Genomic DNA, 25,198 nt, shown 5'->3' with positions numbered 1-25,198 from the left:
GCAGGAACGCAGCCGGGGTGCGGGGATCACAAGGAATAACAACATGAATGAACGGCGCCGGGCGAACCGCGTTGCCTTTGATGGCGAAGCCACACTGATCTTTCAGCAAGATACCTTTGCGGTAGAACTGGCGGACCTGTCCGTCATGGGCGCCCAGGTACACAGCAGCCAGCCGCTGGCCCTGCCCGATGCCTCGCCGATCACCCTGGCCATTACCCTGGAAGATTCTGACATTCATCTGACCCTGCCCGGCACCGTGAAACGTCAGCAGGGCCTGGAAATCGGCATCATGTTCAGCCGTCCTTCCGTGGACGACATGCAGCACCTGCGCCGCCTGGTCATGCTGCACCAGGGGGACGATGGAGAAGACGACCCCAGCAACATGCTGCCGCGCTAGCCAACCGGAACCGCCTATGGCCGATATCCAGCTGGAAGATCCCCACTTTATTGCAAAGCTTCGCCAGGGAGACCCGGCAGCCTTTGGCCAACTGGTCAAAGGCCATCACAACATGTTGCTGGCCACCGCACGCACCTTGCTCAGCCCGGCAGATGCCGAGGAGGCTGTGCAGGATGCCTGGATTGCCGCACATCGAGCGATCGCTAAATTCGAGGGGCGCAGCCTGTTGCGCACCTGGCTGACGCGCATCGTGATCAACCAGGCGAAAATGATGCTAAGGAAGCGGGGGCGGGAAATTCAGTTTGATCCCACTAACGATCCTGACGCTCTGGCGCATCGCTTTCACGGTGATGGCCACTGGCAGCATCCTCCACAGCACTGGGAGCTCTCCAGCCCTGAAAACCTGCTGACCCGCGAAGAACTGCGCCGCTGTATGGAAAAACACCTGCATTTCATGCCTGACAGCCAGCGTCTGGTGCTGGAGCTACGAGATCTGCAAGGCCTGCCTGCAGACGATGTCTGTAACATGCTGGAAATCAGTGCATCGAATATTCGGGTATTGCTTCACCGAGCAAGGGCCCGTTTATTCGAAATGGTGGATCACTTCCAGGAGACCGGCGAATGCTGAAATGCCAACACCTCGTTGAAAAGGCGGACGCCCTGGTTGATGGCTCCCCGATCAGCCGCCGCGAGCGTTTTGCGCTGCGCCTGCATCTGCTGATGTGCCAGCATTGCCGGCGTTATGTCAGGCAGCTGCGTGCTCTGCTGGGTTTTCTGCCCCGCGAGGAGAAACCGCTGGACGATGCCCGCACAGAGGCCATTCTGAAAAAGCTGGACGCATCAAGAGACCACCCGTCCGGGTAACCGCCCCTTCCCGGGGATATCTGAGCAAGAGCCGTTAACTGCCGCCTGCGATGCCGGGTGTGGCCCGATCCCCGGCCATCCATTTGGCACTGTCTATCACGTCGAACACCAGACTGATGCCATTGATGGTCAACAGCAGCACGGCCAAGCCCAGCTCCACATCGCCTGCTTCGGCTCGGAACCCGCTATCGGCCAGTAGCATCAACAGATAGATTTCCAATGGTGCCCAGGCAATCAGATGCGGGATCGACAGCACCTTGTTCATGCCCCGGTAGATCCACATCAAGGGGCCATTGGTGGCCGCCACAAACAGCGCGGCCAGTGCAGCGGCCATCCCCACCCGGGTATCGAGCAGAAAAAACGGCAGCACATTCACCGGCACAAGGATGCCGACCACCCAGATCTGCACCCACGCTGGCAAACTGCGCAACGAACGCCAGATATCATTCATCCGATCCATCATCTTTTTCCGGTAGGGTTTCTGGTTTGCACAAATGATGCCCTGGATCCAGGCTTGTTACAGATCCAATGCCTGGTGCCCTGACTCCCACCGCCTCGCTAACCGGCCTCCCCGGCACAATAGGCCGCAGTGATCGGGTGGCTGGGGTGCTCAAACACCTGCCGGCAGCCGTTGGACTCCACCACACAGCCACAGCCTTCCTGCATCCAGCAGACCGTCACGCTGTCGGCGATGCGCCGGGCCTGAGCCAGGTTGTGGGTCACCATCAGCAGGGTATAGCGGCCCTTCAAGGAGACGATCAACTCCTCCACCACTTTCGAGGACACCGGGTCCAGCGCCGAGCAGGGCTCGTCCAATAACAGCACCCGGGGCTGCAGCACCAACGCCCGGGCAATACACAGGCGCTGCTGCTGACCACCGGACAGCCCCAGGGCCGACTGATGCAATCGCCCCTTCACTTCCTCCCACAGCCCCACTGCACGCAGGGCCTGCTCAGCACGGCCATCGCGCTCGCGGCGAGGCACACCGTGTTCAGAGAGGGGAAAGCGCAGATTATCGATAATCGACAACGGGAAGGGATTGGGCTGCTGGAACACCATACCGATCTGACGGCGCAGCGTTGCCGAATCGTGGCGGGCAGAAACGACCTCACCCCCCAGTAACACGCGACCACTGACCCGACACCCGGGAATGCTGTCGGTCATGCGGTTGATGCTGCCCAGCAGGCTGCTTTTGCCACAGCCACTGGGCCCGACCAGCGCCATCAGCTCACCACCGCCCACGGTCAGGCTGGCCTGTTCAATGGCCGCCTGATTGCCGTAGTGCACACACACGCCTTGCAGTTCCAACGAAGGGGGCATCATCAATACAGCACTCCTTGAGCCGGGCGCAGCCAGCGCCGCACCAGCAGATTCAGTATCACCAGAATGGCCACCAGCACCAGGCCGGTGGCCGCTGCGCGGGGCATACCACCGGGCACGTTCATGGCCAGGTCATAGATATGCACGCTCAGAGCGCGACCGGAATCCATCACCGAATCCGGTCGTCGCAGCACATAGCCGGCGGTGAATAACAAGACGGCGGTTTCCGCCAATGCCCGGCCGATGCTGAGAATAATCCCCACCGCAATCCCCGGCGCGGCCTGCGGTATCAGGATGCGTTTTACCCAGCCCCAGCGGCTGATCGAGAGCGCCTCACCCGCCTGCCGATAGGAAAACGGCACCGCCCGCAGCGCCTGCTCGGCACTGCGGATCATCAACGGCAGCACCATCAGCGCCAATGCCAGGCCACCACTGAGAATGGAAAATCCCAGCCCCAGGCTGATGGCAAAAAACTGGTAGCCGAACAGGCCGTAAACGATGGAGGGTACCGCCGCCAGCATATCCAGCACGCCACCCAGCCATTGCGCACGGCGGGTGCCCGCCGGCACCTGTTCGCTCAGATAAAGCGCGCAGCCAAGCCCCAGCGGCACGGCCACCAGCAGACACACCGCCAGAATCCAGCCGGTGCTGATCAACAACGCCGCGATACCACCGGCACGGCCAGCCTGGCTCGGATCCTCCAGAAGAAAGTCCACGGATAACACTCCGCTGCCTTGTGCCAACAGCGACCACAGCATCAACCCCATGGGCACCAGCACCGCCAGCAACAGCAATGCCCCGCTCACTGCCGCAAGACGATCAGGCCAGCGCATGCTTCTCTCCCCGCAACCGCCAACTGAGCAACAACAACAGCGCAGTCACCAGCAACAGCAATAGTCCGCTGGCAAACAACGCCACTCGGTGATCGCCAGTGGCATAGGCCATTTCCAGAGCGATATTGGCAGTCAACGTCCGCACCGGGTCGAAAAGAGAGCCAGGCCACTGCACCACATTGCCAGCCACCATCAATACCGCCATGGTTTCCCCGAGTGCACGACCGAATTGCAGCACTAGCCCACTGACAATGGCCGGCCCCGCCTGGGGCAACAGGACCCGGCGGAGCATGCCCACCCGGGACAGGGATAACGCCTGGCCGGCCTGCAGGTAGCGAACGGGCAACTGGCCCAGGGCCGTATCGGTGACCAGCAATGCCAGCGGCAGAATCATCAGGGCCAATACCAGCGATGCCGCCAGCCACGAGGCCCCCGGCGGTGCCCACTGGTTAATCCAGGGCACCAGTACCAGCATCCCCCACAGGCCATACACCACTGAGGGGATGCCGGCCATCAACTCCACCAGCGCCAGCATAGGCCGGCGCAGTGCCGGGGCGAAATAACGCAACCAGGCAGCCAGCAATACCGCCAGCGGCCCGGCCAGCAGCAGCGCCAGCACGCTCACCACAATAGAACCGGCCACCATGGCCGCCATGCCATAACGGGCCTGGCCGGGTTGCCAGTCGTTGCGCCACAGGTCACTGCCATGATCCAACAGAAACGGCGCGGACTGCATCAGCAGCACCAGCACGATACCGCCCAGCACCAGCACGGCTGCAGCGCCGGCCAGCCTTAGCCCCCAGCTCAGCAGCCGGTCAGCGCATGGCGGGGAGGAAGTAGTAAGCATGGTATATCTCGGCCTGGGCCGGATCAGCGAGGAAATCCAGCAGCGCCTTTGCCTGTGTGTTCAGCTCGCCCCGGCTGACCAGGTTCAATTCACGGCTTAACGGGTAATCGCCCTGCTCCAGCGCCGCCAGGCTGGCCGGCACGCCCTGCAGCGGCAACAAGCGCAGCGGCACGTCATGGTCTGCCTCATAAACCGCCGTGCCAATAGAGACATAGCCAATGGCATACGGGTCGCCGGCCACCGCCTTGATCCCCTGCTGGTTTTCACCAATCACCAGGTCCGCCTGGACCTGGTCGTTATCAAGGCCAAAATGTTCAAGAAAAAGCTCCTGCGTCGATCGGCCGTCGGCCTTGTGCACCACGGTGATGGGCCGATCTGCGCCACCCAGCAGCGACCAGCTGTCCAGCTTTCCGGTATAAATGGCGATAATCTGATCCCGGGTAAGCGGGGCCACCGGATTTTCTGCGTGCACAATCAGCGCGATGCCATCGCGGGCGATAACATGGCCGGCAAGGTCCTGCTCGTCCTGTTTCAACGCACGGCTGACCATGCCCAGATCCGCCAGCCCCTGGCGCACATCGCTGATGCCGCGACCGGAACCACCGCTCTGCACATCCACTTGCACCCCGGTCTGCGCCTCAAATCGTTCAGCCAGTTCCGCCATTAGCGGCGCGATGGTGCTGGAACCGGTAATCACCAGCTTGTCCGTTGCCGGCTGGCAGCCCGTCATTGCCAACACGCACAACAGCGCGCCCCACATTTTCCGCTGCATCGCTTGTCCTTATATTCACTTTTTACTGTCGTCTTGGATGCCATCTTGACGCAATAATTACAGTCATCGTCTCTCGCCGGTGTAACCTGAACACAAAGATGGCATCTTTACTTCATTGCACTACACCGTAGGCAGTGAAACCACGTTACACCGAAGCAACCACCAGAGGATCAACAATGCGTGAAGAGGTACAGAACTACTACGGCCAACAGCTGCATTCCAGTGACGACTTGCAGACCAATGCCTGCTGTGATCAGGAGCCGCCGGCCTATCTGAAACCCCTCCTTGCGCAGCTCCATGATGAAGTGGTCATGCGCTACTACGGCTGCGGCCTGGTAGCTCCACAGCAATTGAAGGGTATGCGTATTCTCGACCTGGGCTCCGGCTCCGGGCGCGACGTCTATCTCCTTTCTGCCTTGGTGGGCGAGCACGGTGAAGTGGTGGGCGTGGACATGACCGACGAGCAGCTGGAGGTAGCCAGACGTCATCAGGACTACCACCGGGACGTTTTCGGCTATGCGAAAAGCAATGTGCGCTTTCTCAAAGGGTATATCGAAGAGCTGGATCAGCTGGATCTGGAAGAGGGCTACTTCGACATTGTTATTTCCAACTGCGTGATCAATCTCAGCACCGACAAGCCCAAGGTCATACGTGACGTGAAGCGGCTGCTCAAACCCGGTGGCGAGTTCTTTTTCTCCGATGTGTATGCAGACCGCCGCGTGCCGCAACCGCTGCTCAATGACCCGGTGCTGTACGGCGAATGCCTGGCCGGCGCCCTGTACTGGAATGATTTTATCAATTTGGCTAAACAGAACGGCTTTGCCGACCCCCGCCTGGTGGAATCCCGCCGGCTGACCATCGAAAACCCGGACATCGAAGCGCGCCTCGGCCAACAACGTTTTTATTCCGCCACCTACCGTTTGTTCAATATCGAAGGGCTGGAACCGGCCTGCGAAGACTACGGTCAGGCGGTGATCTATCAAGGCACCGTAGAGCAGCATCCCCATGCGTTCATGCTGGACGATCACCATGTCATCGAAACCGGAAAGGTGTTTCCGGTATGCGGCAATACCTGGCTGATGCTGGAAAAAAGCCGTTTCTCCGAGCATTTCACTTTTATCGGGAACTTCGATACCCATTACGGCATCTTTGAAGGGTGTGGATTGAACGTACCCTTTGAAGATAATGATGCCGGCAACGGTGGCGCTCCCTGCTGCTGACAGGGCCACGTAACGCCCGCTATTACCGCCGTGCGGTGTAACAGCGGTTCACTCCACGCATCCTAGTTTTACACCCGGCGAGCAGGCGTTGCCCTCGCTCTGGACCCTGATCGACCAACCCTGGATTTTCCAGGGTTAATCCGGCAAGGACTCACCCATGAATGTTCGCAAACTCATCCTGCTGGCGGTCTTTGCCATCCTGATCGCCAGCTACTTTTTCTTCGATCTTGGCCAGTACCTGAGCCTGGACTATATCAAGAATCAACAAGCCTCTTTTGATGCTCTGTATCAGGAAAACCCGGCACTGATTCTTGGCGGTTTCTTTCTCACGTATGTGCTGGTTACCGCCCTGAGCCTGCCCGGGGCCGCCATCATGACACTGGCCGCCGGCGCCCTGTTTGGGTTCTGGGTGGCCTTGCTGCTGGTGTCTTTTGCCTCATCCATGGGCGCCACCCTGGCCTTTATCGCTTCCCGGTTTCTGTTCCACGACACGGTGCAGCAACGCTTTGGCGATCGCCTGAAAAAGCTCAACGAAGGTGTCAGGAAAGATGGCGCTTTCTATCTTTTTACCCTGCGCCTGGTTCCTGCTTTTCCGTTTTTTGTCATTAACCTGGTCATGGGCCTGACCCCCATCAAAGTCCGCACTTTTTACTGGGTCAGCCAGGTCGGCATGCTGGCGGGCACCGCCGTCTATGTGCTGGCAGGCACTCAACTGGGGCAGATAGAGAGCGCCAGCGGATTGCTGTCACCTGAACTGATCGGCGCCTTTGTATTGCTGGGCATCTTCCCGTGGATTGCCAAAGGCATCATGGCCCGCCTGCAGGCCCGCAAGGTCTACCAGGGCTGGAAAAAACCCAAACACTTTGACCGCAACCTGATCGTTATCGGCGCCGGTTCCGCCGGCCTGGTGAGCGCTTATATTGCTGCCATGGTGAAAGCCAAAGTCACCCTGATTGAAAAACACAAGATGGGCGGTGATTGCCTCAACACCGGCTGCGTACCGTCCAAGGCTTTGATCAAAAGCGCCAGCGTGGCCTTCCATGACAAACAGGCGGAAAAATACGGTTTCGATACCATCAGCAGCCAGTTCCGTTTCAGCAAACTGATGGCGCGGGTGCACAGGGCCATCGCAAAAATCGAACCCCATGACTCCGTGCAACGCTACACCGACCTGGGCGTGGACTGCCGCCAGGGAGACGCCCGTTTCCTGTCACCCTGGGAAGTGGAAATCCGTAACGGTGACCAGGTGGCCACCCTCACCGCACGCAGCATCATTATTGCCTCCGGCGCCCGTCCCTTTGTGCCGCCCATTCCCGGCATTGAGGAGATGGACATTCTCACCTCCGACAACCTCTGGGAGCTGGATGAACAACCCGAACGACTGCTGGTACTGGGGGGCGGCCCCATCGGCTGCGAGCTGGCGCAGACCTTTGCCCGGCTGGGCAGCCAGGTCACCCAGGTGCAAAGACAGCCCCGTCTGATGGTGCGAGAAGATCCAGAGGCCTGTCAGCTGGTGAAGCAATCCCTGGAGGACAGCGGCGTACAGGTGCTCACCGGGCACAATGCCATTCGTTTCAGTAACGAGGCCGGGGAGAAATATCTGCATGTGGAGCATGAAGGTGAAGAAAAAGCGCTGCCCTTCGATGCCGTGCTGGTGGCCGTGGGCCGGCAGGCCAATACAGACCATCTCGGGCTGGAGACTCTTGCGTTACCCACCGACCCGGACGGCACCATCCAGACCAATGAGCTGCTGCAAAGCCGCTACCCGAATATCTACGCCTGCGGCGATGTGGCCGGCCCCTATCAGTTTACCCACACCGCCGCCCACCAGGCTTGGTACGCCGCGGTGAACGCACTGTTTGGCTTCCTGAAATCCTTCAAGGTGGACTACCGGGTCATCCCCTGGTGCACCTTTACCTCCCCGGAGGTGGCCCGAGTGGGGGTCAACGAACAGGAAGCGGATGAGCAGGGTATCGACTACGAGGTTACCCGTTATGGCATTGACGATCTGGACCGGGCCATTGCCGACAGTGCTGACGAAGGCTACGTGAAAGTGATCACTGCCAAAGGCAGCGACCGGATTCTCGGTGTCACCATTGTCGGCCAGCATGCCGGCGAGCTGATCGCCGAGTATGTACTGGCCATGAAACACGGTCTGGGTCTGAACAAGATCCTTGGCACCATCCACATCTACCCCACCATGGCGGAAGCCAACAAATTCGCCGCCGGCGAGTGGAAAAAAGCCCGCAAGCCGGAAGGCGTGTTGCGGTGGGTGGAGCGTATTCATAACTGGCGACGATAGCGTGTTTTCATCAGGCGCTCTGGTCTTGCAGAGCGAGCGCCAAACGACTTTTACATCGATTTTGCGGAGACCCCTCATGGCTGCTCGGTTACTGCTACCACTACTGTTGATTCTTGCCAGCCCACTGCTGGCCTTTGATCACCAACGTTGGGATGCGTTGCTGGACAACCATGTGCAATGGCAACGGGGCGGTGTCACCACCAGCGTTGATTACCCAGGCTTGCGCAAGGATCGGGCAGCACTGGACGAGTATCTGGGCGCTCTCTCGCAGGTATCAAAAGATGACTTCGAAAGCTGGCCTCGGGATGAAAAGCTGGCCTTTCTTATCAATGCCTACAATGCCTTCACTGTCGACCTGATTCTGCGTCAGGACACCCTGCCCGACTCCATCCGTGATATCGGTTCCTTCTTCTCCGGCCCCTGGGATCAGCGCTTCTTTACCCTGCTGGGTGAAGCACGCACCCTGGACGACGTTGAGCACAAGATGATTCGCGGCAACCCCGCACTGATGGATCCGCGCATTCATTTTGCTGTGAACTGCGCCTCCGTGGGCTGCCCCGCCCTGCGCCCGGAAGCCTATCGGGCCAAGGAGCTGGAACAGCAACTGGCCGACAGCACCCGTCGCTTTCTGACCGATCGGCAGCGCAATCGCTTCAACGAAAAATCGCCACATCTCGCAGTCTCAAAGATCTTCGACTGGTATGAAGACGACTTTATCGATGCTGCCGGCAGCCTCTCCCATTACTTTCTGCAGTATGCGGATACGCTGGAGATACCCGCCAACCACCGAAAGTCACTGGACGCAGAACGGCTGAAGATCCAATTTCTGGATTATGACTGGTCACTGAACAGTGAAACCAACGGGAGCTAAGTCATGGAAGGCAACTCCACCTCACATCGCCTGCTGGGCATCTGGCATTCCTTTCGCAACCTGCCCCTGTGGCTACAGGGCTGGGTACTGCTGGTCCTGATGCCCCTGAACGGCGCCAGCCTGTTGCTGCTGGAGAGCTTCAGCGGCCAGGCCACCGCCCTCGCTCTGCTGCTGGTATTGGCGGTAAATCTGTCACTCATGTGGCACCACGGCGGCATGAACAAGGACATGTCCCTGGTTCATCTGCTCGCCTGGATTCCTCTGGAATTGGGCCTGCTCGGCCAACTCGCCGGCGTCTGGGGCGACGACTTCCTAACCCCAAGCCAATGGGCCTTCACCGTGGCCGTAGTGATGGTCAACGCGGTGAGCCTGTTCTTCGACATCGTCGATGCCTGGTGCTGGGCGCAGGGGGATCGGGTGACGCTCCACCCGGACCATAGTTAACAGTTAAGAGTGAACAGCTGCGCGGTTAAGGGTCCTATTATTTTCAACGTATGAGGCCGCGACCAAAGTCTGGTCGCGGCCTCATCCGCTATATAAATCACAAGACAGAATCGCGAGCTGTTAACTGTTCACTATTAACTGTTCACTGCCTCACAAGTATTCCAGCGCCTCCGCCACCGTACTCACCCCGATCACCTCCACCCCTTCCGGCAGCTGGCGCGGCAAGTTTGCCTTGGGAACAATGGCTTTCTTGAAGCCGTGTTTGACCGCTTCGTAAAGACGCTCCTGGCCCTGGGGCACCGGGCGGATTTCGCCGGACAGGCCCACTTCGCCGAACACCACCAGCTCACGCCCAAGGGCCCGATCGCGGAAGCTGGAGACGATGGCCAGCACCTGGGCCAGGTCGGCGGCGGTTTCGGTAACTTTGACGCCTCCCACCACATTCATGAACACATCCTGATCGCCCACCTGGATGCCGCCATGGCGATGCAGCACCGCCAACAACATGGCCAGACGATTGGCCTCCAGGCCCACACAAACCCGGCGCGGGTTGCCGAAGTGGGAGGCATCCACCAGCGCCTGCAGTTCCACCAGCAAGGGTCGGGTACCTTCCCAGACCACCGTTACCAGGGAACCGGACGCAATCTCATCGGCCCGGTTGAGAAAGATGGCAGAGGGGTTCTTCACTTCTTTCAGCCCTTCGCCGGTCATGGCGAATACGCCCAGCTCGTTCACTGCGCCGAAACGGTTTTTCAGCCCGCGCAAGGTGCGGAACCGTGAATCCGTGGAGCCTTCCAGCATCAGCGAGCAGTCGATCATATGCTCGAGAACCTTGGGACCAGCCAGGGTGCCATCCTTGGTGACATGGCCCACAAGCAACAGCACGGTGCCGGTCTGTTTGGCAAAACGGGTCAACGCCGCCGCACACTCACGCACCTGGGCCACACTGCCCGGGGCGGACTGCAGGGCAGCAAGGAACATGACCTGAATGGAATCGACCACCAGCACCCGGGGCTGTTCCTTGCGAGCCAGATCCAAGATCTGTTCCACATCGGTTTCCGCCGCCAGCCGCAGCTGTTCCTTGGGCAGCTTGAGCCGGTCAGCGCGCATGGCCACCTGGGAAAGGGACTCTTCACCGGTGATATAAAGGCACTTCTGGACAGTCGCCAGCTTGCACAAGGTTTGCAGCAACAGGGTAGATTTGCCGGCACCGGGGTGCCCGCCAATCAGGATCGCCGAGCCCGGCACCAGACCACCGCCCAGCACCCGGTCCAGCTCGCCCATGCTGGAACTGATGCGTGGCGTTTCCGCCAGCACGATCTCACCCAGATTCTGCACCTCGGACAATTGCCCGGAAAAACCGCCACGGCTACCGGCACCTTTCGACATGGGGGTAGCCGGGTCATGGACGAATTCCTGCAGGGTATTCCAGGTGCCACAGGCGGGGCATTGCCCCTGCCACTTGGGGAAATCAGCGCCACAATCGGTGCACACAAAGGCAGTTTTTTTCTTGGCCACAAACAAGTCCTTCTTATGTATTACTCTCTACGATAGCCGCTGTAGGAGCGCCGCTTGAGGCGCGAATCCAGGCCTGAAGGGAAGAATCTTTTACCACAGAGGACACAGAGATAACTGAGGATAAGCCGGTTTTCTCTGAGAGCTCTGTGTTCTCTGTGGTGAAATCGCACTTGGTTTTCGCGCCTCAAGCGGCGCTCCTACAGCGGCTTCGCATGATACCGACTGCGCGAATCAGGCGATGATTCGTTCCGGCCGGCCGGTAATCTGACAGAACAATTCATAGCTGATGGTGCCACAGGCGCGGGCAACCTGATCCACATCCACGAGGTCTCCCCACAGCTCAACCTCGTCACCGATATCAGCCTCAATGCCATGCAGGTCGATGGTCAGCATATCCATGGAGACACGCCCCACCAACACCGTGGGCTGGCCATTGACGGCGGCAGGAGTGCCGCTGGGTGCATGACGCGGGTAACCGTCACCGTAACCGGCAGCTACCACGCCGATCCGGCCGGGCCGGGCTGCGGTCCAGGTGGCACCGTAACCCACCGTGTCACCCGGCTGAATCTCATTGATGGCGATCAGCCGGGCGCTGAAACGGTGGCTTACCGCCAAATTCAGCTGCGCGGCGCTCTGCCAGTCGAAGGGTGACGACCCATACAGCATGATGCCCGGCCGCACCCGCTGGGCACGGGTATGGGGGTAACGGATCAGGGCTGCCGAATTCGCCGCTGAGAGAGGCACGCCGAGGCTATTTGCAACTTCAGCGGCCAGTGCTATCTGTGTATCAGTGCGACCATCGTCGGCTTCGTCGGCGCAGGCAAAGTGGCTCATCACCCCCACCGGGTTCATGCCGGCAGCGGCCAATTGCTCGGCGGCCTGCAAAGCACTATCAGGACGTAGTCCCAAGCGGTTCATGCCAGTATTCAGCTTCAGCCACAGGCGCAGGGGGCCGGGGTTATCTCGCAACAGCGCCACCTGCCAGGGGGAATGCACGACCATCTCCAGAGACAAGGCCCTGGCCTGCTCAAGTTCTGCGCGATCAAAAAAACCCTCCGCCACCAGAATCGGTTCACTGATGCCATGCTCACGCAGGGCACGGGCTTCCTCCAGCACCGCCACCCCGAAGCCGTCCACCTCTCCTGCCAGGGCATCTGCTGCCAGTGTCAGACCATGGCCGTATCCGTCGGCCTTGATCATGGCAAACACCTCGCCACCGTCTGCCAGGGTCCTGGCCCGCCGCGCATTGTGCCTGAGCGCCCCGGGGCGGATTTCGATACGGGTTCCTCTCATGGACAATACCGCCTGACGCTGGACGCCGGACGCCCGACGCCGAAAGAATGGAACGTCGCGTCCGGTACCCGGCGTCCAGCGTCCAGCGTCTTATTCATCCATGGCTGATAGCTGCGCATAGTATTCCGGTGCCAAGTCATCGAAGCGCAGGAATTCACCCCGGAACGCCAGGCGCACGGTGCCGATGGGACCGTTCCGGTGCTTGCCGAGGATGATTTCCGCCACGCCCTTTTCGTTAGTTTCCTTGTTGTAGACCTCATCGCGATAGAGGAACACGATCAGATCCGCATCCTGTTCAATCGCCCCGGATTCCCGCAGGTCGGACATTACCGGGCGTTTGTTGGGACGCTGCTCCAGGGAGCGGTTGAGCTGGGAAAGGGCCAGTACCGGGCAGTTCATTTCCTTGGCCAGCCCTTTGAGGTTACGGGAAATCTCGGAAATTTCGTTGACCCGGTTTTCTACGCCGGGCACCTGCATGAGCTGCAGGTAATCGACCATGATCAGGCCCAGCTCACCACCGCATTCCCGGGCAACCCGGCGCGCCCGGGCACGCATTTCCAGCGGGCTAAGGGCCGCAGTGTCATCGATGAAAATCTTCTGCTCACTGAGCATATGAATGGCGGAGGTAATGCGCGGCCAATCATCCTTGTCCAGGTTACCGGAGCGAATCGAACTCTGATTGATTCTGCCCAGGGACGAGAGCATCCGCATGACGATGGCATCGGCGGGCATTTCCATGGAGAACACCAGCACCGGCTTGCCGTTCTTGATCGCCACGTTCTCGCACAGGTTCATGGCAAAGGTGGTTTTACCCATGGAAGGACGCGCAGCAATCACCACCATGTCGGAGGGCTGCAGGCCGGAGGTGATCTTGTCCAGCTCCTCGAAACCGGTGGTCAGACCGGTCAGCGACCCCTTGTGCTTGTAGAGCTCATCAATGCGGTCCACCGCCTTTTTTAGCACGGTTTTAATGTCCAGCGGGCCCGCCCCTTTCTTCTGCTGTTCGGCAATGCGGAAAATCGCCGATTCCGCCTCATCAAGAATCTCCAGGGATTTGCGGCCCTGGGGGGTGAACGCGTTCTTGGTGACATCCTGGGACACATGGATCAACTGCCGCAGGATGCTGCGCTCACGCACGATATCTGCGTAGGCGTTGATATTGGCCGCACTGGGCGTATTGCGGGCCAGCTCTGACAGATAGTTCATGCCGCCCACATCATCCAGCTGGTCCAGATGGGTCAGCGCCTGGGACACGGTGACCAGGTCACAGGGTTTTTCCTCTTCCACCAGTTGCCCGATGACGGAAAATATCTGGCGATGCTCCTTGCGATAGAAATCTTCCGTGCTGATCCGCTCGGCGACATCATCCCAGGCGCTGTTATTCAGCAACAAGCCACCCAGAATGGCCTGTTCCGCCTCCAGGGAATTGGGGGGGACCCGGAGGTTTTCCGGCAGGTGTTTATCCAGCGACAGGGCATCATTCATGGGGCAACCAACATAAGAGGAGAAAGTTGAAAGTTAAAAGTTGCAACGCGACAGGGGGCGAAAGCGCCATTCTAAACGTCTCTCCGCGCCAACGCCCTGAACGCGGCCAGCAACCCTGAAATTGTCACCGGATTGGCTCGCGTTTCCACTTTGAACTTTCAACTTGTCACTAAACGAAAAAGGGCACTGCCCTTGCGGACAATGCCCTAATTCTGTCACCGCGCCCCGCAAGGGGCAAACCGGTTGTCGGTCAACTGTCGATTACTCGGCAGGAACCACAGCCAGCTTGATGGTCACGGTCACGTCGGCGTGCAGAACCACGTCGATGTCGTACTCACCAGTGTTACGCAGAGCACCGTGGGGCAGCTTCACTTCGGCCTTTTCCACTTCCACACCAGTGGCAGCAGTAATGGCGTCGGCGATGTCGCGGGTACCCACGGAACCGAACAGCTTGCCTTCGTCACCGGCCTTGGAGGTCACGGTCACGCTGGCTTCGTTCAGTTTTTCACCACGTTCCTGGGCGGCGGCCAGCTGCTCGGCAGCTTGCTTCTCCAGCTCGGCGCGACGCTGTTCCACTTCGGCCAGGTTGCCTTTGGTAGCCGGCAACGCTTTACCTTGCGGAATCAGGAAGTTACGACCGTAACCGGAACGCACATCCACCACAGCACCCAGGTCACCCAGGTTCTTGATCGTTTGCAGCAGGATCACTTGCATGATGGTCCCCTCGGCTTAATTGTCGTGGCTGTCAGTGTACGGCAGCAGCGCCAGGAAGCGGGCCTGCTTGATCGCAGAGGCCAGCTGACGCTGGTAGCGTGCCTTGGTGCCGGTAATACGGCTGGGCACGATTTTGCCGGTTTCAGTGATGTAAGCTTTCAGGGTGTCGAGATCTTTGTAATCGATGTACTCAACACCTTCCGCGGTAAAGCGGCAGAACTTGCGGCGGCGATAAAAACGGGCCATTGGATAATCTCCTCTTTAATCCTGGTTGAGGGTGTCCAGCGTTTGGGCAATCAATTGCAAACGGTCCCGGGCGTCACCTTTGTAACCGGCGCGACTCAGGCAACCGGTAACTTTAATGCGCTGACCCTCTTTCAGGCTCTGCGCCTGTCGGGTCATCCCACCTGCCAGTATCACGGCAATGCGGGCCTGGACTTCGCGGGGATGGCCATCTTCCAGTTGCCGGGAGCGATGCTCCAGCCACAGGCGTTGGCGCGGTACCCCTGCCGGCGTCACTATCACTTTTTCCAAAGTGACAATCACACCAGTGAGTTCACAGCGATTGCTTTCCAAAATCAGCTGGCAGCCCCCTCCTTCTCGTCATTCTTGGCTAGCGGGGACGGCTCGGAGGCCGCCTTGTCGCAACGAATCACAAGGTGACGGATTACGGCATCGTTAAAGCGGAAAGTGTTTTCCAGCTCGCCCAGGGTCTCGCCGTCACATTCGATGTTCAGCATCACGTAGTGGGCTTTGTGGATCTTGTTGATCGGGTAAGCCAGCTGACGACGGCCCCAATCTTCAAGACGGTGGATGGTGCCCTTACCATCGGTCACGATCGCGCTATAACGCTCGATCATGGCCGGCACCTGTTCGCTCTGGTCCGGGTGAACCAGGAACACAACTTCGTAATGACGCATGTTAGCTCCTTACGGTTGCGATACCTCACGGCATCAATTCAGCTTCCCATCCGCCAGATGCTGGACGGTGAAGCAAGGAGACCTGCTCGACAGGCTAAAGCCTATAGGACGCAGGAAGCGCGCGATTCTATCCCATTGCACGCCCTTTCCTCAAGGCATATCCGTTGCCATCCGGTAAAGACGGACGTATGCTCAGTAGAAACAAAACGCTACAAACGCTTACAAGAAGCGTCGTTAACCCTAAATCCCTGAAATAAAAGGGAAAACAACAAGAACGGGATACGACCATGAAATTTAGCGCTCTGGCCTTCGGCCTGTGCAGCCTATGCCTGCTGAGTCCCCTGTCCGCCCAGGAATCGGCCCCGCCACCCTGTGGCAGCCCGGTGGCCGTGCCGGACAAACCGGCTCTTGAGGATTACCCGGATTACTCGGACTTCCTGCTGCAGGTGATGCAGTACAAGCAGGCCAATCGTCAGCAAGCCAACCATCAGGCAGCCTGCCCGCAGGATTATGAGCCCGACCCGGTGGCCAGCAGCGACCCCACTGTCATCGACCAACCGGAAACCCTGGACAGCGCCCTGGCCCGCACCGAGCGCCTGAGCCCGATTGATTACCAGCGCAATCGCACCTGGTATAACCGCTCCACGTCACAGAGTTTTGGCCTGCCGGCCCTGCCCGGTAACTCCCTGTCCGGAGAGCATATCCGCACCCTTCTCGGCAACGCCGGGTCAGACACCCCGCTGGTGCTGCCGATGACCATCGTCGGCATGCAGCTAAACGGGCTGAACGATGGCGGCGAAGCCTGGAACCTGCTCACCGAACAGCTTTACCGAAACCTGTTTGGCGAAGAGCGCAAGGCAGACCTGGCCACCCAGATGGCCGGCAACCCCAATGCCATCGTCGAGATATCCAGCAACGGCAATCTGATGCTCTACCTGGATGTGAACAATGAGTCAGTGCTGACCACCGGCCTCATTGAAGTGGAAAGCTGCCTGAGCAGCGGCTGCGAGAATTCGCCCTGACCCGCGCGCAGATGTGAAAGAGGCCCCGGAGCACGCCATGTCCCTGATCCGCTTAATCATCCTGGTGACCCTGCTAGGGCCGCTGCTGCCGACGATGGCAGCGGCCGCCGGCAGCAGCGGGCTGAGCCAACCCCAGCAACAGGCCCTGAAGCAGGCACTGGGGCCTCGACCGGACATTCATGAGTACAATCGCCAGGACCAGTTCGTCACCGATCTGCTGGCCTGGCAACAGCGCAAGAGCCGCCTGACCGCCAGACTGGCCCGCGGCGAATCCATCGCCCCACCCCGACCCAGCAGCCCCAATGACTGGCACCATGTCACCGGCCCGGAGGATCTGGACACCGCCGTGCGCAATGCCGATGGCTATGTGCAGCCGCAATACCGGGAACCGATTCGCTATAACCGCACCACCCATATCAGCTTTCCGCTGGCGCCACTGCCCGGCCAGAAGCTGGCCGACAAGGCTCTCAGTGTCCCCGGCGCTCTGCCCAATAACCTTGACGATGACATTCCGGAAATACTGCTGGAGGACAACGTGCGCATCCAGCGGGAACTGTCCGTCAGCCGCACCCCGCTGCCGCTACCCACGCTGGAAAGGCAATTAATAGTTAATAGTGAATAATTAATAACTCGCAATGCTGGTTCGTGGTTTTGCCAACGCAAGAGGCCGCGCCCATCCTTGGGTCGCGGCCTCTTGCGTTGAGAAAAACCAAAGCCGTTGCTCGCGCAACTACTCACTGTTAACTATTAATTGCTTTCCCTCTGTGCGCGCACATGAAACAGCATCACCCCCGTGGCCACGGACACATTCAGGCTCTGCACCTCGCCGGCCATGGGGATTTCCAGTAGCTGGTCGCACTTGTCCCGGGTCAGGCGCTTCAGGCCGGCACCTTCCGCGCCCATCACGACTGCCAGGGCATTCGGGGGCTGGAACGCAAACAAGGATTCACTGCGCTCTTCAAGTGCAGTGCCCACCACCCAGACGCCCCTTTCGCGCAGCTGATCCAGCAAACTGGCCAGGTTGCCCACCTCGTAATAGGACAGGCTTTCCGCTGCCCCCACCGCCGTGCGACAGGACACCGGAGTGAGCCCGGCGGCGTTGCGGCGCGGTACGATCACCGCATCGACTCCGGCCGCATCGGCACTGCGCAGGCAAGCCCCCAGGTTATGGGGATCGGTGACATTTTCCAGAATCAACAGCCAGGGGCGTTCGGGCTTGCCATCCAGCCACTTCAGCAGGCCACTCTCATCGCCGGGCTTGCGCGGCCGCGCCCGGGCCACGATGCCCTGATGCTGGGGACCGGCGTGTTTTTCCAGCACCTCCCGACGCGCCCGCTGTACCGCAATGCCGAAGTCCCTGGCAGACTGGATCATGGCGGCCAGCCGAGGCTCCTCCCGCTCGGCACGGCTGTCTTGTACAAACAGCTCCAGCACCGCCTCAGGACGATGCCGCAACAGGGCTTCCACCGCGTGGAAGCCGGAATACATCTGGGGTTTCTGGGGTTTGCTCATGATAACGCCTGCACGCATCACACCCGCACGCGGCGCGCCCGGGCAAATAGGGGATCAGGGGAGCCTGACCACAAACGACGCCACCGGGACCGGGGGTCACTTGCAGGCAGGCTCGCTCCTGCAGAGAAGGGCCTAGCTTTTGCTGCTACGCCGGGCCGCTTTTTTACCGCGCGGCGGCCCCTTGCGTTTGGGCTTGGCTTTGGGGATATCGCCCTTGGCCAGCTTTTCCCGCTCGCTGTTGCCGCCTCTGCGATTACCGCCACCGCCTTTCTTGCTGCCGCCCTTGGGACGCCCCTTGCCGGACGGGGTGGAGGATTCCAGCTGCAGATCGATCTTGCGGTCTTCGGTATGGACTGCCGCCACTCGCACGGTGACGCCATCGCCGAGCCCGAATTTGCGGCCACTGCTTTCCCCGGTGAGGGTCAGATTGACCTCGTCGAAGTGGTAGTAGTCACTATCCAGGTTGGCCACGTGCACCAGGCCATCAATATGCAGCTCATTGAGCTGGATAAAGAGACCGAAGTTGGCAACACCGCTGATGACACCCTCGAAGACGTCACCGATATGCGATTCCATGAACTGGCATTTGAGCCAGGACACCACATCGCGGGTGGCGTCGTCAGCCCGGCGCTCGGTCATGGAGCACTGCTCACCGATGGCCACCATGTCTGCCTGACTGTAGGGAATCAGCTTCTCAGCGGGAATCTTCGGCAGTTTGCCGGGATTGTCCACGTGATTGGGCTCACCTTCGCTACGAATGAGGAAGCGGATGGCCCGGTGTACCAGCAAATCCGGATAACGGCGAATCGGCGAGGTGAAGTGGGTATAGGCCTTGTAGGCCAGCCCGAAGTGCCCTTTGTTCTCCGCCTCGTATTTGGCCTGGGTCATGGAGCGCAGCATCATGGTCTGAATCACGTTGCGATCCGGTCGATCCAGAATCTGCTCACGCAAATCCTGATAGACGTGCGGCTTGGGCGCGCCTTCCGACCAGCCCAGGCTCAGCCCCAGGCCACCCAGGAATTGCTGCAGCTTGCTGAGACGCTCTTCCTTGGGGGGCTCGTGGTTACGGAACAGGGCCGGCAGACCTGATTTTTCCAGCAGTTTGGCGGAACAGATGTTGGCGGCCAGCATGGCCTCCTCGATCATGATATGCGCCACATTGCGGGTCACCGGCACAATGGCCTGAATCTTCTGGTTTTCATCGTAGATGATGCGGGTGTCATCGCTGTCGAAATCGATGGCGCCCCGTTCCGCACGGCGCTTGCGCAGTGCCAGGAACATTTCATGGAACGACCAGATCATGTCCAGGGACTCGTCGTCCAGACTGGCCACGGTGTCCTGGGCCAACTGGGAATCCGGTTCTTCGATGATCGCGCCGACCTTGTTGTAGGTCAGGCGGTGCCGCGAGCGCATCACCCCTTCACGGAAGACAAACCCGGTCAGACGACCGTTGGCGGAAATTCTCATGTCGCAATACAGGCACAGCCGATCCACATGGGGATTGAGCGAGCACAGCCCGTTGGACAGGGCCTCCGGCAGCATCGGCACCACCCGGTTGGGGAAGTACACCGAATTGCCACGGGTAGCGGCCTCCCGATCCAGGGCAGAACCCGGCGCCACATAGTGGCTGACATCAGCAATGGCGACGATCAGGCGCCAGCCACCACGGGGGCGGCGCTCCACATAGACCGCGTCATCAAAATCCCGGGCGGTTTCGTCATCAATGGTGACCAGCGGCAGATCACGCAGGTCCACCCGATGGGCTTTCGCCTTGTGGGGCACACCAGTGCCAAAACGCTCGGCGTCGGCTTCCACACCGTCCGGCCAGACATGAGGAATCTCGAAACGGCGCAGGGCCACCTCGATTTCCATGCCAGCCTGATCCGGAGTGGCAATAATCTCTTCCAGACGCACCAGCACATGGTGGTCACGGCTGGGGTACTGGGTAATCGTGGCGCGTACGTGGTCACCCGGGTTGGGTTTGAGGCCATTCTTGTCCTCAACCAGCACTTCACGGGTAATACGCCGGTTTTCCGGCTGCAAGAAGCTGATGCCGGCCTCGCGGGAGTAGCGGCCGACCACTTCGGTGGCAACCCGTTCGGTGATCTCTACGATGCGGGCTTCTTTTTTGCCAAAGCGGTTATAGCCGGCATCGCTGACCAGCACCCGATCCCCATCCAGGACTTTTTCCATCTGGCGAGGCCCCAGAAACAGGTCACTCTGGGTTTTGTCATCGGGAATCAGGAAGCCAAAGCCGTCCTTGTGAGCCTGAACTCGGCCGGCGATCAGGTCCATACGGGACACCACGCCCAGCTTGCCATTGCGGTTCTGTACCAGTTGGGCATCACGCAGCATGGCTTTGAGACGACGTTCGAGGCCGACTTCACCATCCTCGTCCACCTCCAGCAGGGAGGCGATTTGCTCGAACTCCATGGGCTTGCCATGGTCGTTGAGCACCTCAAGGATCAGTTCCCGGCTGGGAACAGGGTTTTCGTAGTTTTCGGCCTCACGATCGGCATGGGGGTCACGGTAACGTTTTTTAGGGGGCATTAAATTTTTTTCGGAAAGAGGGTTTGACATCCGGCCATCATATACTAGAATGCACGCGCTTTCGCGATGAACCGGCCGGAAACGGTAAGCAACTTTACCTTATATTGAAGGGTTCGGTACAGCACGAAACGCCGAGGTGGTGAAATTGGTAGACACGCTAGCTTCAGGTGCTAGTGGGGGCAACCCCGTGGAGGTTCAAGTCCTCTCCTCGGCACCAATTCAAAGGGCTCCCAAACGGGGGCCCTTTTTTGTTTCAGGTCAAACACCGCCAGCCGTCCCAGAGCCAAGGTGCAGAAAGCCATGAATATCCTACGTTCCATGATCGCAGCCTTCGTATTGGCCACCAGTCTGTTCCTGGCGCCGGTTGCCACCTATGCCGACGATGGCAGCGCCAAACACCCCGCTATTCAGCAAGCTGATGCCCAGCGCGAGAAAGAAGCCAATCGCAAACGCTACCTGCTAGTGTTTCCGGCGGCAGTCATCGGCATCACCGTGGCACTGATCATCATTACCCGCCGCAGGAAGTAACCAGCTGGCCCTGGCAGCGCCCCTGCCGACAGGCTCCGCGTGATCTAGACCCCACACCCTGCGTGAGCCCCGTCAGGACAGCGCCTCACTGTCATCCGCCATCGGCTCCACCCAGCGCGAACACAGCAGCCCCACCTCAAAGAGCACCCACATGGGGATCGCCAGCAGGCTCTGGGAGATAATGTCCGGCGGCGTCAGCAACATGCCCGCCACGAAACACCCCACCACCACATAAGCCCGCCCACCGGCCAAAACTGTCGGCGTGACAATTCCCGACGCTACCAGCAGCACCACAGCCACGGGCAACTCAAAGGCCATGCCAAAAGCCATCACGAATGTCATGGTGAACCCCAGCCAGGCACCGATATCCGTCATCACCGCCACCCCTTGCGGGGCCACCGAGATAAAGAACGCAAACAACAGCGGCATGACCACAAACCAGGCGAACACGGCACCGAAATAGAACAACAGCACGCTGGCAAACAACAGCGGGCGCGCAAAACGCTTCTCACGCCGATAAAGCCCTGGTGATACAAAGCTCCAGCATTGGTGCAGTAAAAACGGCATGGCCAATAACATGCTCAGGTACAACGCCAACTTGAAGGGCACCAGAAAAGGCCCGGTTACATCAGTGGCGATCATGCTGCCGCCTTCGGGCAGCGCCTGCATCAACGGCTGCGCCAGCAGGGTATAAATGTCCCCGGCAAACATGAACAAGGGGATGAAAATCAACACAACAGCAACGACTGAGCGCAACAGTCGCTGGCGCAGTTCCAGCAAATGCCGGGTCAGCGGCATGGAATTCATGATGACTCCATTTTCTTCGCCGACCCATTTTCCTCCATGGGGGGCTTATCGACAGGCTCTTGTTGCAATAACGCCAACTCTCGCTGGATCTTGTCACGGCGTTCTTTCATATCCAGATTGCGCGCTTCGCTTTCCAGCTGTTGCTGCACCTGCTTCATCATCGCGCGGCCTTTACCCAGCCACTGCCCCAGAGTGCGCACCAGCCTGGGTAGCTTTTCCGGCCCCAGCACCACCAGCGCGATCACACAGACCAGCAGCACTTCCATGAACCCGAAATCGAGCATGACTCTCAGCTCCGCATGGTGTCTTTCTGAGAGTCCAGATCACTGGACACCAATGACGCCGAATCCTCCTGTTCCGCTTGCAGGCTTTTCTCGCCATCCTTGACCGCATCCCGGAAGCCCTTGAAAGCGCCTCCCAGATCAGAACCAAGACTACGGATTCGTTTGGTACCAAACAGCATGATGACGATGACCAGAACAATAAGAAGTTGCCAGAGGCTGATACCGGAAAGCATGTTTTTCACCTGCGTTTGTCTGATGGGATATGACGAACATTGTCCCGACTCCGCATGACTCCGCGATGACAGCAACGCGCTATCTCAGTGACGCTTTGACTTTAAAAAACACAACCCGGAACGAAAAAAGCCGCCCACAATGTGGGCGGCTTTTTTCGTTAGATTGCCGACTTACAGTGCGATTTCACCACCATCTTCACGGGTGATCACGATAGTGGCAGAACGGGGACGGCTGACACCATTGCCCAATGACAAGGCATCACCATTCGGGTTTGGCCATGTGCTTACATCCGTGTTGAAGTTGGCGGCAGAGCCACCCTCGCCGGGGTGCTGCACGTTGATGAACAGACTGCGGGCATCCGGCGTCATGGTGATACCGGTAATTTCACAGCCTTTCGGGCCGACCAGGAAACGGCGAAGGTCCACCGCCGATGCATCCTTGCCAACGAAGGTGGTATTTTCCTCAGCACCAAAATCATTAGTAAAGGTAAGCATGCCACCGTCACCGACCTCGCCCGGTATAGCCACCAGCATCTGGTTATTCACCGTATCGCGGTAGGCGCCATCATCGGTCTGAATCCACAACAGACCACGTTGGTCGAAGTACAAACCATCCGGGCTGGAGAAATCATTGTCGGCGGTCAGGCCGGACAGATTGATGCTCTGAGCATCCTTGTCGGCAGGGGCGCCGAACAGGAACACATCCCAATCGAAGCTGGTGGCGGCATGATCGCCACCCTCTTCGCGCCAGCGGATAATGTGACCATTGGGGTTACCGCCCGAGCCGCCATAGGTGCGCGGATTGACGCCATCAACGGTATCCGGGGTACGGTTTCTGCCGTTGTTGTTGGTCAGGGTCAGGTAGCACTCACCATTCATCGGGTTGACCGCCGCCCACTCCGGGCGATCCATCTTGGTCGCACCAACATGGTCTGCGGCAAGACGGGTCGCCAGAATTACATCACCCTGACTGGAGAAGGGGTAAAGGGGATTCGCTGCATCCAGCCCGTTCACTCCGAAGCTCAGCTCTTTCCACTCGCCGGTGCCGTCATTGTTGAAGATCGCCACATACAGCTTGCCGTCATCCAGATATTTGTTGCCCGCAGTGGTTCCCATACCCACGTCAGCGGGATCCCAGCTGGCAGCACTGACAAACTTGTAGAGATATTCGTTGCGGGAATCATCGCCCATGTAATACACCAGCGGCTTGCCGGCTTCGGCGGGAGCAAAGATGGCGCCTTCATGGGCAAAGCGGCCCATGGCGGTACGCTTGACCGGTTTGCTGGCGGTATCGAAAGGATCCACCTCCACAATATAGCCAAAGGTGTTCGGCTCATTGCGGAAATCATCCGTGGCCGTGGCACCGATGACACTGATATTGAACCGCTGGTACATGTCGCCGGCAACGGTGTCCCATTCCCGATATGAAAACCCTTTGCTCACCAGCCCCATGCCGTAGCGCGCGAACAGGTCATTCTCGACCGCACTGCGCGCATCAGACGCGTCGTTGCGATTGAAATACGAAAACCAGTTTTCTTCACAGGTCAGGTAGGTGCCCCAGGGAGTGCGGCCGCTGGCGCAGTTATTGAGGGTGCCAAAGCCCTTGTCGCCGGCAGGGCTCAGTTTGGTTTTCAAGGCGTCATGGCCTGCGCAGGGGCCTGAAATCACCGCTTCAGTGGCACCGGTAACACGACGGTTAAATGCGGAATCCTTGACGTAACGCCACTGGCCATCCTCTTTGATCACTTCCAGACACGCCACACCATGGGCGAGGATTTCCCGGTCAATCTCCACCTGCGGACGGGCACCGCCGTTATCGGCGGCATCGGTCACCCCATTCTCATGCAGGGTGTCATCTTCCAGATTCTCGTGATTCATGCACAACACGCCACGCTCAGAGGCATTCGGCTCCCAGACACCCGCAGCCCCCAGGCCGAAGAACTCCATGCCGTCGTGCTCATCGCCGGAACGCTTGTCGAAGTCCTCACCGCTACCATCGTTCTGGTAATCCGCGATATCGGAAAACAGCGCATCACCTTTGGCGATCAGCACACTGGCCTGGTAGCCATCAGGCAGCACCACCCGATCCTCCAGTGACCGCGGCACCGCCGCAAAACCCAACTCGGCAGGCGTCTCACTACCCGCATCACCGCCATTACGATTGTTGCTGTCGCCACCACAGGCCACCAGGCTGGCACCTGCCACCATGGTGGCAGCGGTAGCGCCGCCGCGCAGGATCTGGCGACGGGAAAGGTGCTGCTCCAGCACAGTGTTGATGGTGGTGTTATCGGAACGGTTGCTGTCTTCTACGGGATGGTGGCCCATCTCTGTTCTCCCTGTGTCTGTTTTCGTTGCCTGCCTGCAGCCGGACGTACCGGCCACTGAGTCGGTGAAAGTACGCAAACGAGGTTAGGCAGAACGAATGACAAAAAGGGGTACAGACCATGTCATTTTCAATGCAT

At 59.3% G+C, this 25,198-nt stretch carries 28 protein-coding genes and 1 tRNA gene; 11 read left to right on the top strand and 18 right to left on the bottom strand.

What is annotated here, in order from left to right; all coding sequences use genetic code 11:
- The first annotated feature begins 43 nt into the window (after nucleotides 1-43).
- The 3 genes from ACMG4N_RS05680 to ACMG4N_RS05670 are packed head-to-tail and all read left to right on the top strand — an operon-like array spanning nucleotide 44 to nucleotide 1,261.
- The gene (locus ACMG4N_RS05680; RefSeq protein ID WP_297769866.1) at nucleotides 44-397 is read left to right on the top strand and encodes a PilZ domain-containing protein; all 354 of its coding nucleotides are present in this window, start codon (nucleotides 44-46) and stop codon (nucleotides 395-397) included.
- Between the two features lie 16 nt (nucleotides 398-413).
- Complete coding sequence (locus ACMG4N_RS05675; RefSeq protein ID WP_414433075.1) at nucleotides 414-1,025, top strand: RNA polymerase sigma factor; 612 nt, start codon at nucleotides 414-416, stop codon at nucleotides 1,023-1,025.
- Nucleotides 1,019-1,261, top strand: a complete 243-nt coding sequence (locus tag ACMG4N_RS05670; protein WP_297769860.1) for a zf-HC2 domain-containing protein — start codon at nucleotides 1,019-1,021, stop codon at nucleotides 1,259-1,261. The genes ACMG4N_RS05675 and ACMG4N_RS05670 overlap by 7 nt, the downstream gene beginning before the upstream one ends.
- 34 nt (nucleotides 1,262-1,295) lie before the next feature.
- On the opposite strand, the gene ACMG4N_RS05665 is transcribed toward ACMG4N_RS05670, so the two are convergent.
- From ACMG4N_RS05665 to ACMG4N_RS05645, 5 genes are all read right to left on the bottom strand, one after another.
- Complete coding sequence (locus ACMG4N_RS05665; RefSeq protein WP_414433074.1) at nucleotides 1,296-1,712, bottom strand: hypothetical protein; 417 nt, start codon at nucleotides 1,710-1,712, stop codon at nucleotides 1,296-1,298.
- Between the two features lie 107 nt (nucleotides 1,713-1,819).
- Nucleotides 1,820-2,584, bottom strand: coding sequence for a phosphate ABC transporter ATP-binding protein (locus tag ACMG4N_RS05660; protein ID WP_414433305.1), 765 nt, complete (start codon nucleotides 2,582-2,584; stop codon nucleotides 1,820-1,822).
- Nucleotides 2,584-3,414, bottom strand: coding sequence for a phosphate ABC transporter permease PstA (gene pstA, locus ACMG4N_RS05655; protein WP_414433073.1), 831 nt, complete (start codon nucleotides 3,412-3,414; stop codon nucleotides 2,584-2,586). The genes ACMG4N_RS05660 and pstA overlap by 1 nt, the downstream gene beginning before the upstream one ends.
- Nucleotides 3,401-4,261 carry a phosphate ABC transporter permease subunit PstC gene (gene pstC / locus ACMG4N_RS05650; RefSeq protein WP_414433072.1) on the bottom strand — a complete coding sequence of 287 codons (861 nt, stop codon included), beginning with the start codon at nucleotides 4,259-4,261 and terminating at the stop codon, nucleotides 3,401-3,403. Before pstC ends, pstA begins: the two co-directional genes overlap by 14 nt.
- Nucleotides 4,230-5,033, bottom strand: coding sequence for a phosphate ABC transporter substrate-binding protein (locus ACMG4N_RS05645; protein ID WP_414433071.1), 804 nt, complete (start codon nucleotides 5,031-5,033; stop codon nucleotides 4,230-4,232). The genes pstC and ACMG4N_RS05645 overlap by 32 nt, the downstream gene beginning before the upstream one ends.
- A gap of 176 nt (nucleotides 5,034-5,209) precedes the next feature.
- On the opposite strand from ACMG4N_RS05645, the gene ACMG4N_RS05640 reads away from it, so the two are divergent.
- The 4 genes from ACMG4N_RS05640 to ACMG4N_RS05625 all read left to right on the top strand — a co-directional run bounded on the left by ACMG4N_RS05640 (nucleotide 5,210) and on the right by ACMG4N_RS05625 (nucleotide 9,870).
- Nucleotides 5,210-6,253 (top strand): methyltransferase domain-containing protein, encoded by a 1,044-nt coding sequence (locus ACMG4N_RS05640; RefSeq protein WP_414433070.1) that lies wholly within the window; start codon nucleotides 5,210-5,212, stop codon nucleotides 6,251-6,253.
- Between the two features lie 157 nt (nucleotides 6,254-6,410).
- A complete protein-coding gene (locus ACMG4N_RS05635) occupies nucleotides 6,411-8,555 on the top strand; it encodes an FAD-dependent oxidoreductase (RefSeq protein ID WP_414433069.1) in 2,145 nt (714 codons plus the stop codon).
- A 76-nt stretch (nucleotides 8,556-8,631) separates the two neighbouring features.
- Entirely contained in the window at nucleotides 8,632-9,426 is a 795-nt protein-coding gene (locus ACMG4N_RS05630; protein ID WP_414433068.1) for a DUF547 domain-containing protein, read from the top strand.
- Between the two features lie 3 nt (nucleotides 9,427-9,429).
- Nucleotides 9,430-9,870, top strand: coding sequence for a hypothetical protein (locus tag ACMG4N_RS05625; RefSeq protein WP_414433067.1), 441 nt, complete (start codon nucleotides 9,430-9,432; stop codon nucleotides 9,868-9,870).
- A gap of 150 nt (nucleotides 9,871-10,020) precedes the next feature.
- Here ACMG4N_RS05625 and radA read toward each other — a convergent pair whose 3' ends face one another.
- From radA to rpsF, 7 genes are all read right to left on the bottom strand, one after another.
- Entirely contained in the window at nucleotides 10,021-11,388 is a 1,368-nt protein-coding gene (gene radA / locus ACMG4N_RS05620) for a DNA repair protein RadA (RefSeq protein WP_297769832.1), read from the bottom strand.
- A gap of 231 nt (nucleotides 11,389-11,619) precedes the next feature.
- On the bottom strand, nucleotides 11,620-12,681 hold the full coding sequence (alr, locus tag ACMG4N_RS05615) for an alanine racemase (protein ID WP_414433066.1): 1,062 nt from the start codon (nucleotides 12,679-12,681) through the stop codon (nucleotides 11,620-11,622).
- Between the two features lie 90 nt (nucleotides 12,682-12,771).
- Nucleotides 12,772-14,166 carry a replicative DNA helicase gene (gene dnaB, locus ACMG4N_RS05610; protein WP_035245003.1) on the bottom strand — a complete coding sequence of 465 codons (1,395 nt, stop codon included), beginning with the start codon at nucleotides 14,164-14,166 and terminating at the stop codon, nucleotides 12,772-12,774.
- Nucleotides 14,167-14,427: 261 nt separating this feature from the next.
- Nucleotides 14,428-14,880, bottom strand: a complete 453-nt coding sequence (rplI, locus tag ACMG4N_RS05605) for a 50S ribosomal protein L9 (protein WP_297769824.1) — start codon at nucleotides 14,878-14,880, stop codon at nucleotides 14,428-14,430.
- A gap of 15 nt (nucleotides 14,881-14,895) precedes the next feature.
- Nucleotides 14,896-15,126 carry a 30S ribosomal protein S18 gene (rpsR, locus tag ACMG4N_RS05600; protein ID WP_035245006.1) on the bottom strand — a complete coding sequence of 77 codons (231 nt, stop codon included), beginning with the start codon at nucleotides 15,124-15,126 and terminating at the stop codon, nucleotides 14,896-14,898.
- Nucleotides 15,127-15,141: 15 nt separating this feature from the next.
- Complete coding sequence (priB, locus tag ACMG4N_RS05595; RefSeq protein WP_297769819.1) at nucleotides 15,142-15,456, bottom strand: primosomal replication protein N; 315 nt, start codon at nucleotides 15,454-15,456, stop codon at nucleotides 15,142-15,144.
- A gap of 2 nt (nucleotides 15,457-15,458) precedes the next feature.
- A complete protein-coding gene (gene rpsF / locus ACMG4N_RS05590) occupies nucleotides 15,459-15,800 on the bottom strand; it encodes a 30S ribosomal protein S6 (RefSeq protein WP_035245010.1) in 342 nt (113 codons plus the stop codon).
- 287 nt (nucleotides 15,801-16,087) lie between these two features.
- On the opposite strand from rpsF, the gene ACMG4N_RS05585 reads away from it, so the two are divergent.
- Nucleotides 16,088-16,822: a hypothetical protein gene (locus ACMG4N_RS05585; protein ID WP_414430294.1), complete on the top strand. Its 735-nt coding sequence runs from the start codon at nucleotides 16,088-16,090 to the stop codon at nucleotides 16,820-16,822.
- A gap of 37 nt (nucleotides 16,823-16,859) precedes the next feature.
- Complete coding sequence (locus ACMG4N_RS05580) at nucleotides 16,860-17,444, top strand: hypothetical protein (protein WP_414433065.1); 585 nt, start codon at nucleotides 16,860-16,862, stop codon at nucleotides 17,442-17,444.
- A gap of 125 nt (nucleotides 17,445-17,569) precedes the next feature.
- On the opposite strand, the gene rlmB is transcribed toward ACMG4N_RS05580, so the two are convergent.
- Complete coding sequence (rlmB, locus tag ACMG4N_RS05575; protein WP_414433064.1) at nucleotides 17,570-18,334, bottom strand: 23S rRNA (guanosine(2251)-2'-O)-methyltransferase RlmB; 765 nt, start codon at nucleotides 18,332-18,334, stop codon at nucleotides 17,570-17,572.
- A gap of 132 nt (nucleotides 18,335-18,466) precedes the next feature.
- Nucleotides 18,467-20,884, bottom strand: a complete 2,418-nt coding sequence (gene rnr, locus ACMG4N_RS05570; protein ID WP_414430296.1) for a ribonuclease R — start codon at nucleotides 20,882-20,884, stop codon at nucleotides 18,467-18,469.
- Nucleotides 20,885-21,014: 130 nt separating this feature from the next.
- On the opposite strand from rnr, the gene ACMG4N_RS05565 reads away from it, so the two are divergent.
- A tRNA-Leu gene (locus tag ACMG4N_RS05565) sits at nucleotides 21,015-21,101 on the top strand.
- Between the two features lie 83 nt (nucleotides 21,102-21,184).
- A complete protein-coding gene (locus ACMG4N_RS05560; RefSeq protein ID WP_035245017.1) occupies nucleotides 21,185-21,412 on the top strand; it encodes a hypothetical protein in 228 nt (75 codons plus the stop codon).
- Nucleotides 21,413-21,484: 72 nt separating this feature from the next.
- On the opposite strand, the gene tatC is transcribed toward ACMG4N_RS05560, so the two are convergent.
- The 4 genes from tatC to ACMG4N_RS05540 form a co-directional block, all read right to left on the bottom strand.
- A complete protein-coding gene (gene tatC / locus ACMG4N_RS05555; RefSeq protein ID WP_035245018.1) occupies nucleotides 21,485-22,219 on the bottom strand; it encodes a twin-arginine translocase subunit TatC in 735 nt (244 codons plus the stop codon).
- Nucleotides 22,216-22,503, bottom strand: a complete 288-nt coding sequence (tatB, locus tag ACMG4N_RS05550) for a Sec-independent protein translocase protein TatB (protein ID WP_272961569.1) — start codon at nucleotides 22,501-22,503, stop codon at nucleotides 22,216-22,218. Before tatB ends, tatC begins: the two co-directional genes overlap by 4 nt.
- A gap of 5 nt (nucleotides 22,504-22,508) precedes the next feature.
- A complete protein-coding gene (locus ACMG4N_RS05545) occupies nucleotides 22,509-22,736 on the bottom strand; it encodes a Sec-independent protein translocase subunit TatA (RefSeq protein ID WP_272961570.1) in 228 nt (75 codons plus the stop codon).
- Nucleotides 22,737-22,907: 171 nt separating this feature from the next.
- Nucleotides 22,908-25,061: a PhoX family protein gene (locus ACMG4N_RS05540; RefSeq protein WP_414430297.1), complete on the bottom strand. Its 2,154-nt coding sequence runs from the start codon at nucleotides 25,059-25,061 to the stop codon at nucleotides 22,908-22,910.
- Nucleotides 25,062-25,198: the final 137 nt, after the last annotated feature.

Source organism: Alcanivorax sp. IL2 (genome assembly GCF_047495475.1).
Lineage (GTDB): Bacteria > Pseudomonadota > Gammaproteobacteria > Pseudomonadales > Alcanivoracaceae > Alcanivorax.
Note: the sequence above shows the minus strand (reverse complement) of the source record. Positions and strands in the feature narration are given on the sequence as shown.

What these genes read in the sequence shown, in the direction of transcription:
- ACMG4N_RS05675 (WP_414433075.1), top strand. Translation starts at nt 414, where the DNA reads ATGGCCGATATCCAGCTGGAAGATCCCCACTTTATTGCAAAGCTTCGC.
- ACMG4N_RS05665 (WP_414433074.1), bottom strand. Translation starts at nt 1,712, where the DNA reads ATGAATGATATCTGGCGTTCGTTGCGCAGTTTGCCAGCGTGGGTGCAG.
- ACMG4N_RS05540 (WP_414430297.1), bottom strand. Translation starts at nt 25,061, where the DNA reads ATGGGCCACCATCCCGTAGAAGACAGCAACCGTTCCGATAACACCACC.
- rpsF (WP_035245010.1), bottom strand. Translation starts at nt 15,800, where the DNA reads ATGCGTCATTACGAAGTTGTGTTCCTGGTTCACCCGGACCAGAGCGAA.
- pstA (WP_414433073.1), bottom strand. Translation starts at nt 3,414, where the DNA reads ATGCGCTGGCCTGATCGTCTTGCGGCAGTGAGCGGGGCATTGCTGTTG.
- ACMG4N_RS05645 (WP_414433071.1), bottom strand. Translation starts at nt 5,033, where the DNA reads ATGCAGCGGAAAATGTGGGGCGCGCTGTTGTGCGTGTTGGCAATGACG.
- rplI (WP_297769824.1), bottom strand. Translation starts at nt 14,880, where the DNA reads ATGCAAGTGATCCTGCTGCAAACGATCAAGAACCTGGGTGACCTGGGT.
- ACMG4N_RS05585 (WP_414430294.1), top strand. Translation starts at nt 16,088, where the DNA reads ATGAAATTTAGCGCTCTGGCCTTCGGCCTGTGCAGCCTATGCCTGCTG.
- ACMG4N_RS05640 (WP_414433070.1), top strand. Translation starts at nt 5,210, where the DNA reads ATGCGTGAAGAGGTACAGAACTACTACGGCCAACAGCTGCATTCCAGT.
- ACMG4N_RS05545 (WP_272961570.1), bottom strand. Translation starts at nt 22,736, where the DNA reads ATGCTTTCCGGTATCAGCCTCTGGCAACTTCTTATTGTTCTGGTCATC.
- rpsR (WP_035245006.1), bottom strand. Translation starts at nt 15,126, where the DNA reads ATGGCCCGTTTTTATCGCCGCCGCAAGTTCTGCCGCTTTACCGCGGAA.
- ACMG4N_RS05625 (WP_414433067.1), top strand. Translation starts at nt 9,430, where the DNA reads ATGGAAGGCAACTCCACCTCACATCGCCTGCTGGGCATCTGGCATTCC.
- tatB (WP_272961569.1), bottom strand. Translation starts at nt 22,503, where the DNA reads ATGCTCGATTTCGGGTTCATGGAAGTGCTGCTGGTCTGTGTGATCGCG.
- ACMG4N_RS05560 (WP_035245017.1), top strand. Translation starts at nt 21,185, where the DNA reads ATGAATATCCTACGTTCCATGATCGCAGCCTTCGTATTGGCCACCAGT.
- ACMG4N_RS05670 (WP_297769860.1), top strand. Translation starts at nt 1,019, where the DNA reads ATGCTGAAATGCCAACACCTCGTTGAAAAGGCGGACGCCCTGGTTGAT.
- tatC (WP_035245018.1), bottom strand. Translation starts at nt 22,219, where the DNA reads ATGAATTCCATGCCGCTGACCCGGCATTTGCTGGAACTGCGCCAGCGA.
- ACMG4N_RS05635 (WP_414433069.1), top strand. Translation starts at nt 6,411, where the DNA reads ATGAATGTTCGCAAACTCATCCTGCTGGCGGTCTTTGCCATCCTGATC.
- dnaB (WP_035245003.1), bottom strand. Translation starts at nt 14,166, where the DNA reads ATGAATGATGCCCTGTCGCTGGATAAACACCTGCCGGAAAACCTCCGG.
- rnr (WP_414430296.1), bottom strand. Translation starts at nt 20,884, where the DNA reads ATGCCCCCTAAAAAACGTTACCGTGACCCCCATGCCGATCGTGAGGCC.
- alr (WP_414433066.1), bottom strand. Translation starts at nt 12,681, where the DNA reads ATGAGAGGAACCCGTATCGAAATCCGCCCCGGGGCGCTCAGGCACAAT.
- ACMG4N_RS05660 (WP_414433305.1), bottom strand. Translation starts at nt 2,584, where the DNA reads ATGATGCCCCCTTCGTTGGAACTGCAAGGCGTGTGTGTGCACTACGGC.
- ACMG4N_RS05680 (WP_297769866.1), top strand. Translation starts at nt 44, where the DNA reads ATGAATGAACGGCGCCGGGCGAACCGCGTTGCCTTTGATGGCGAAGCC.
- rlmB (WP_414433064.1), bottom strand. Translation starts at nt 18,334, where the DNA reads ATGAGCAAACCCCAGAAACCCCAGATGTATTCCGGCTTCCACGCGGTG.
- ACMG4N_RS05630 (WP_414433068.1), top strand. Translation starts at nt 8,632, where the DNA reads ATGGCTGCTCGGTTACTGCTACCACTACTGTTGATTCTTGCCAGCCCA.
- pstC (WP_414433072.1), bottom strand. Translation starts at nt 4,261, where the DNA reads ATGCTTACTACTTCCTCCCCGCCATGCGCTGACCGGCTGCTGAGCTGG.
- ACMG4N_RS05580 (WP_414433065.1), top strand. Translation starts at nt 16,860, where the DNA reads ATGTCCCTGATCCGCTTAATCATCCTGGTGACCCTGCTAGGGCCGCTG.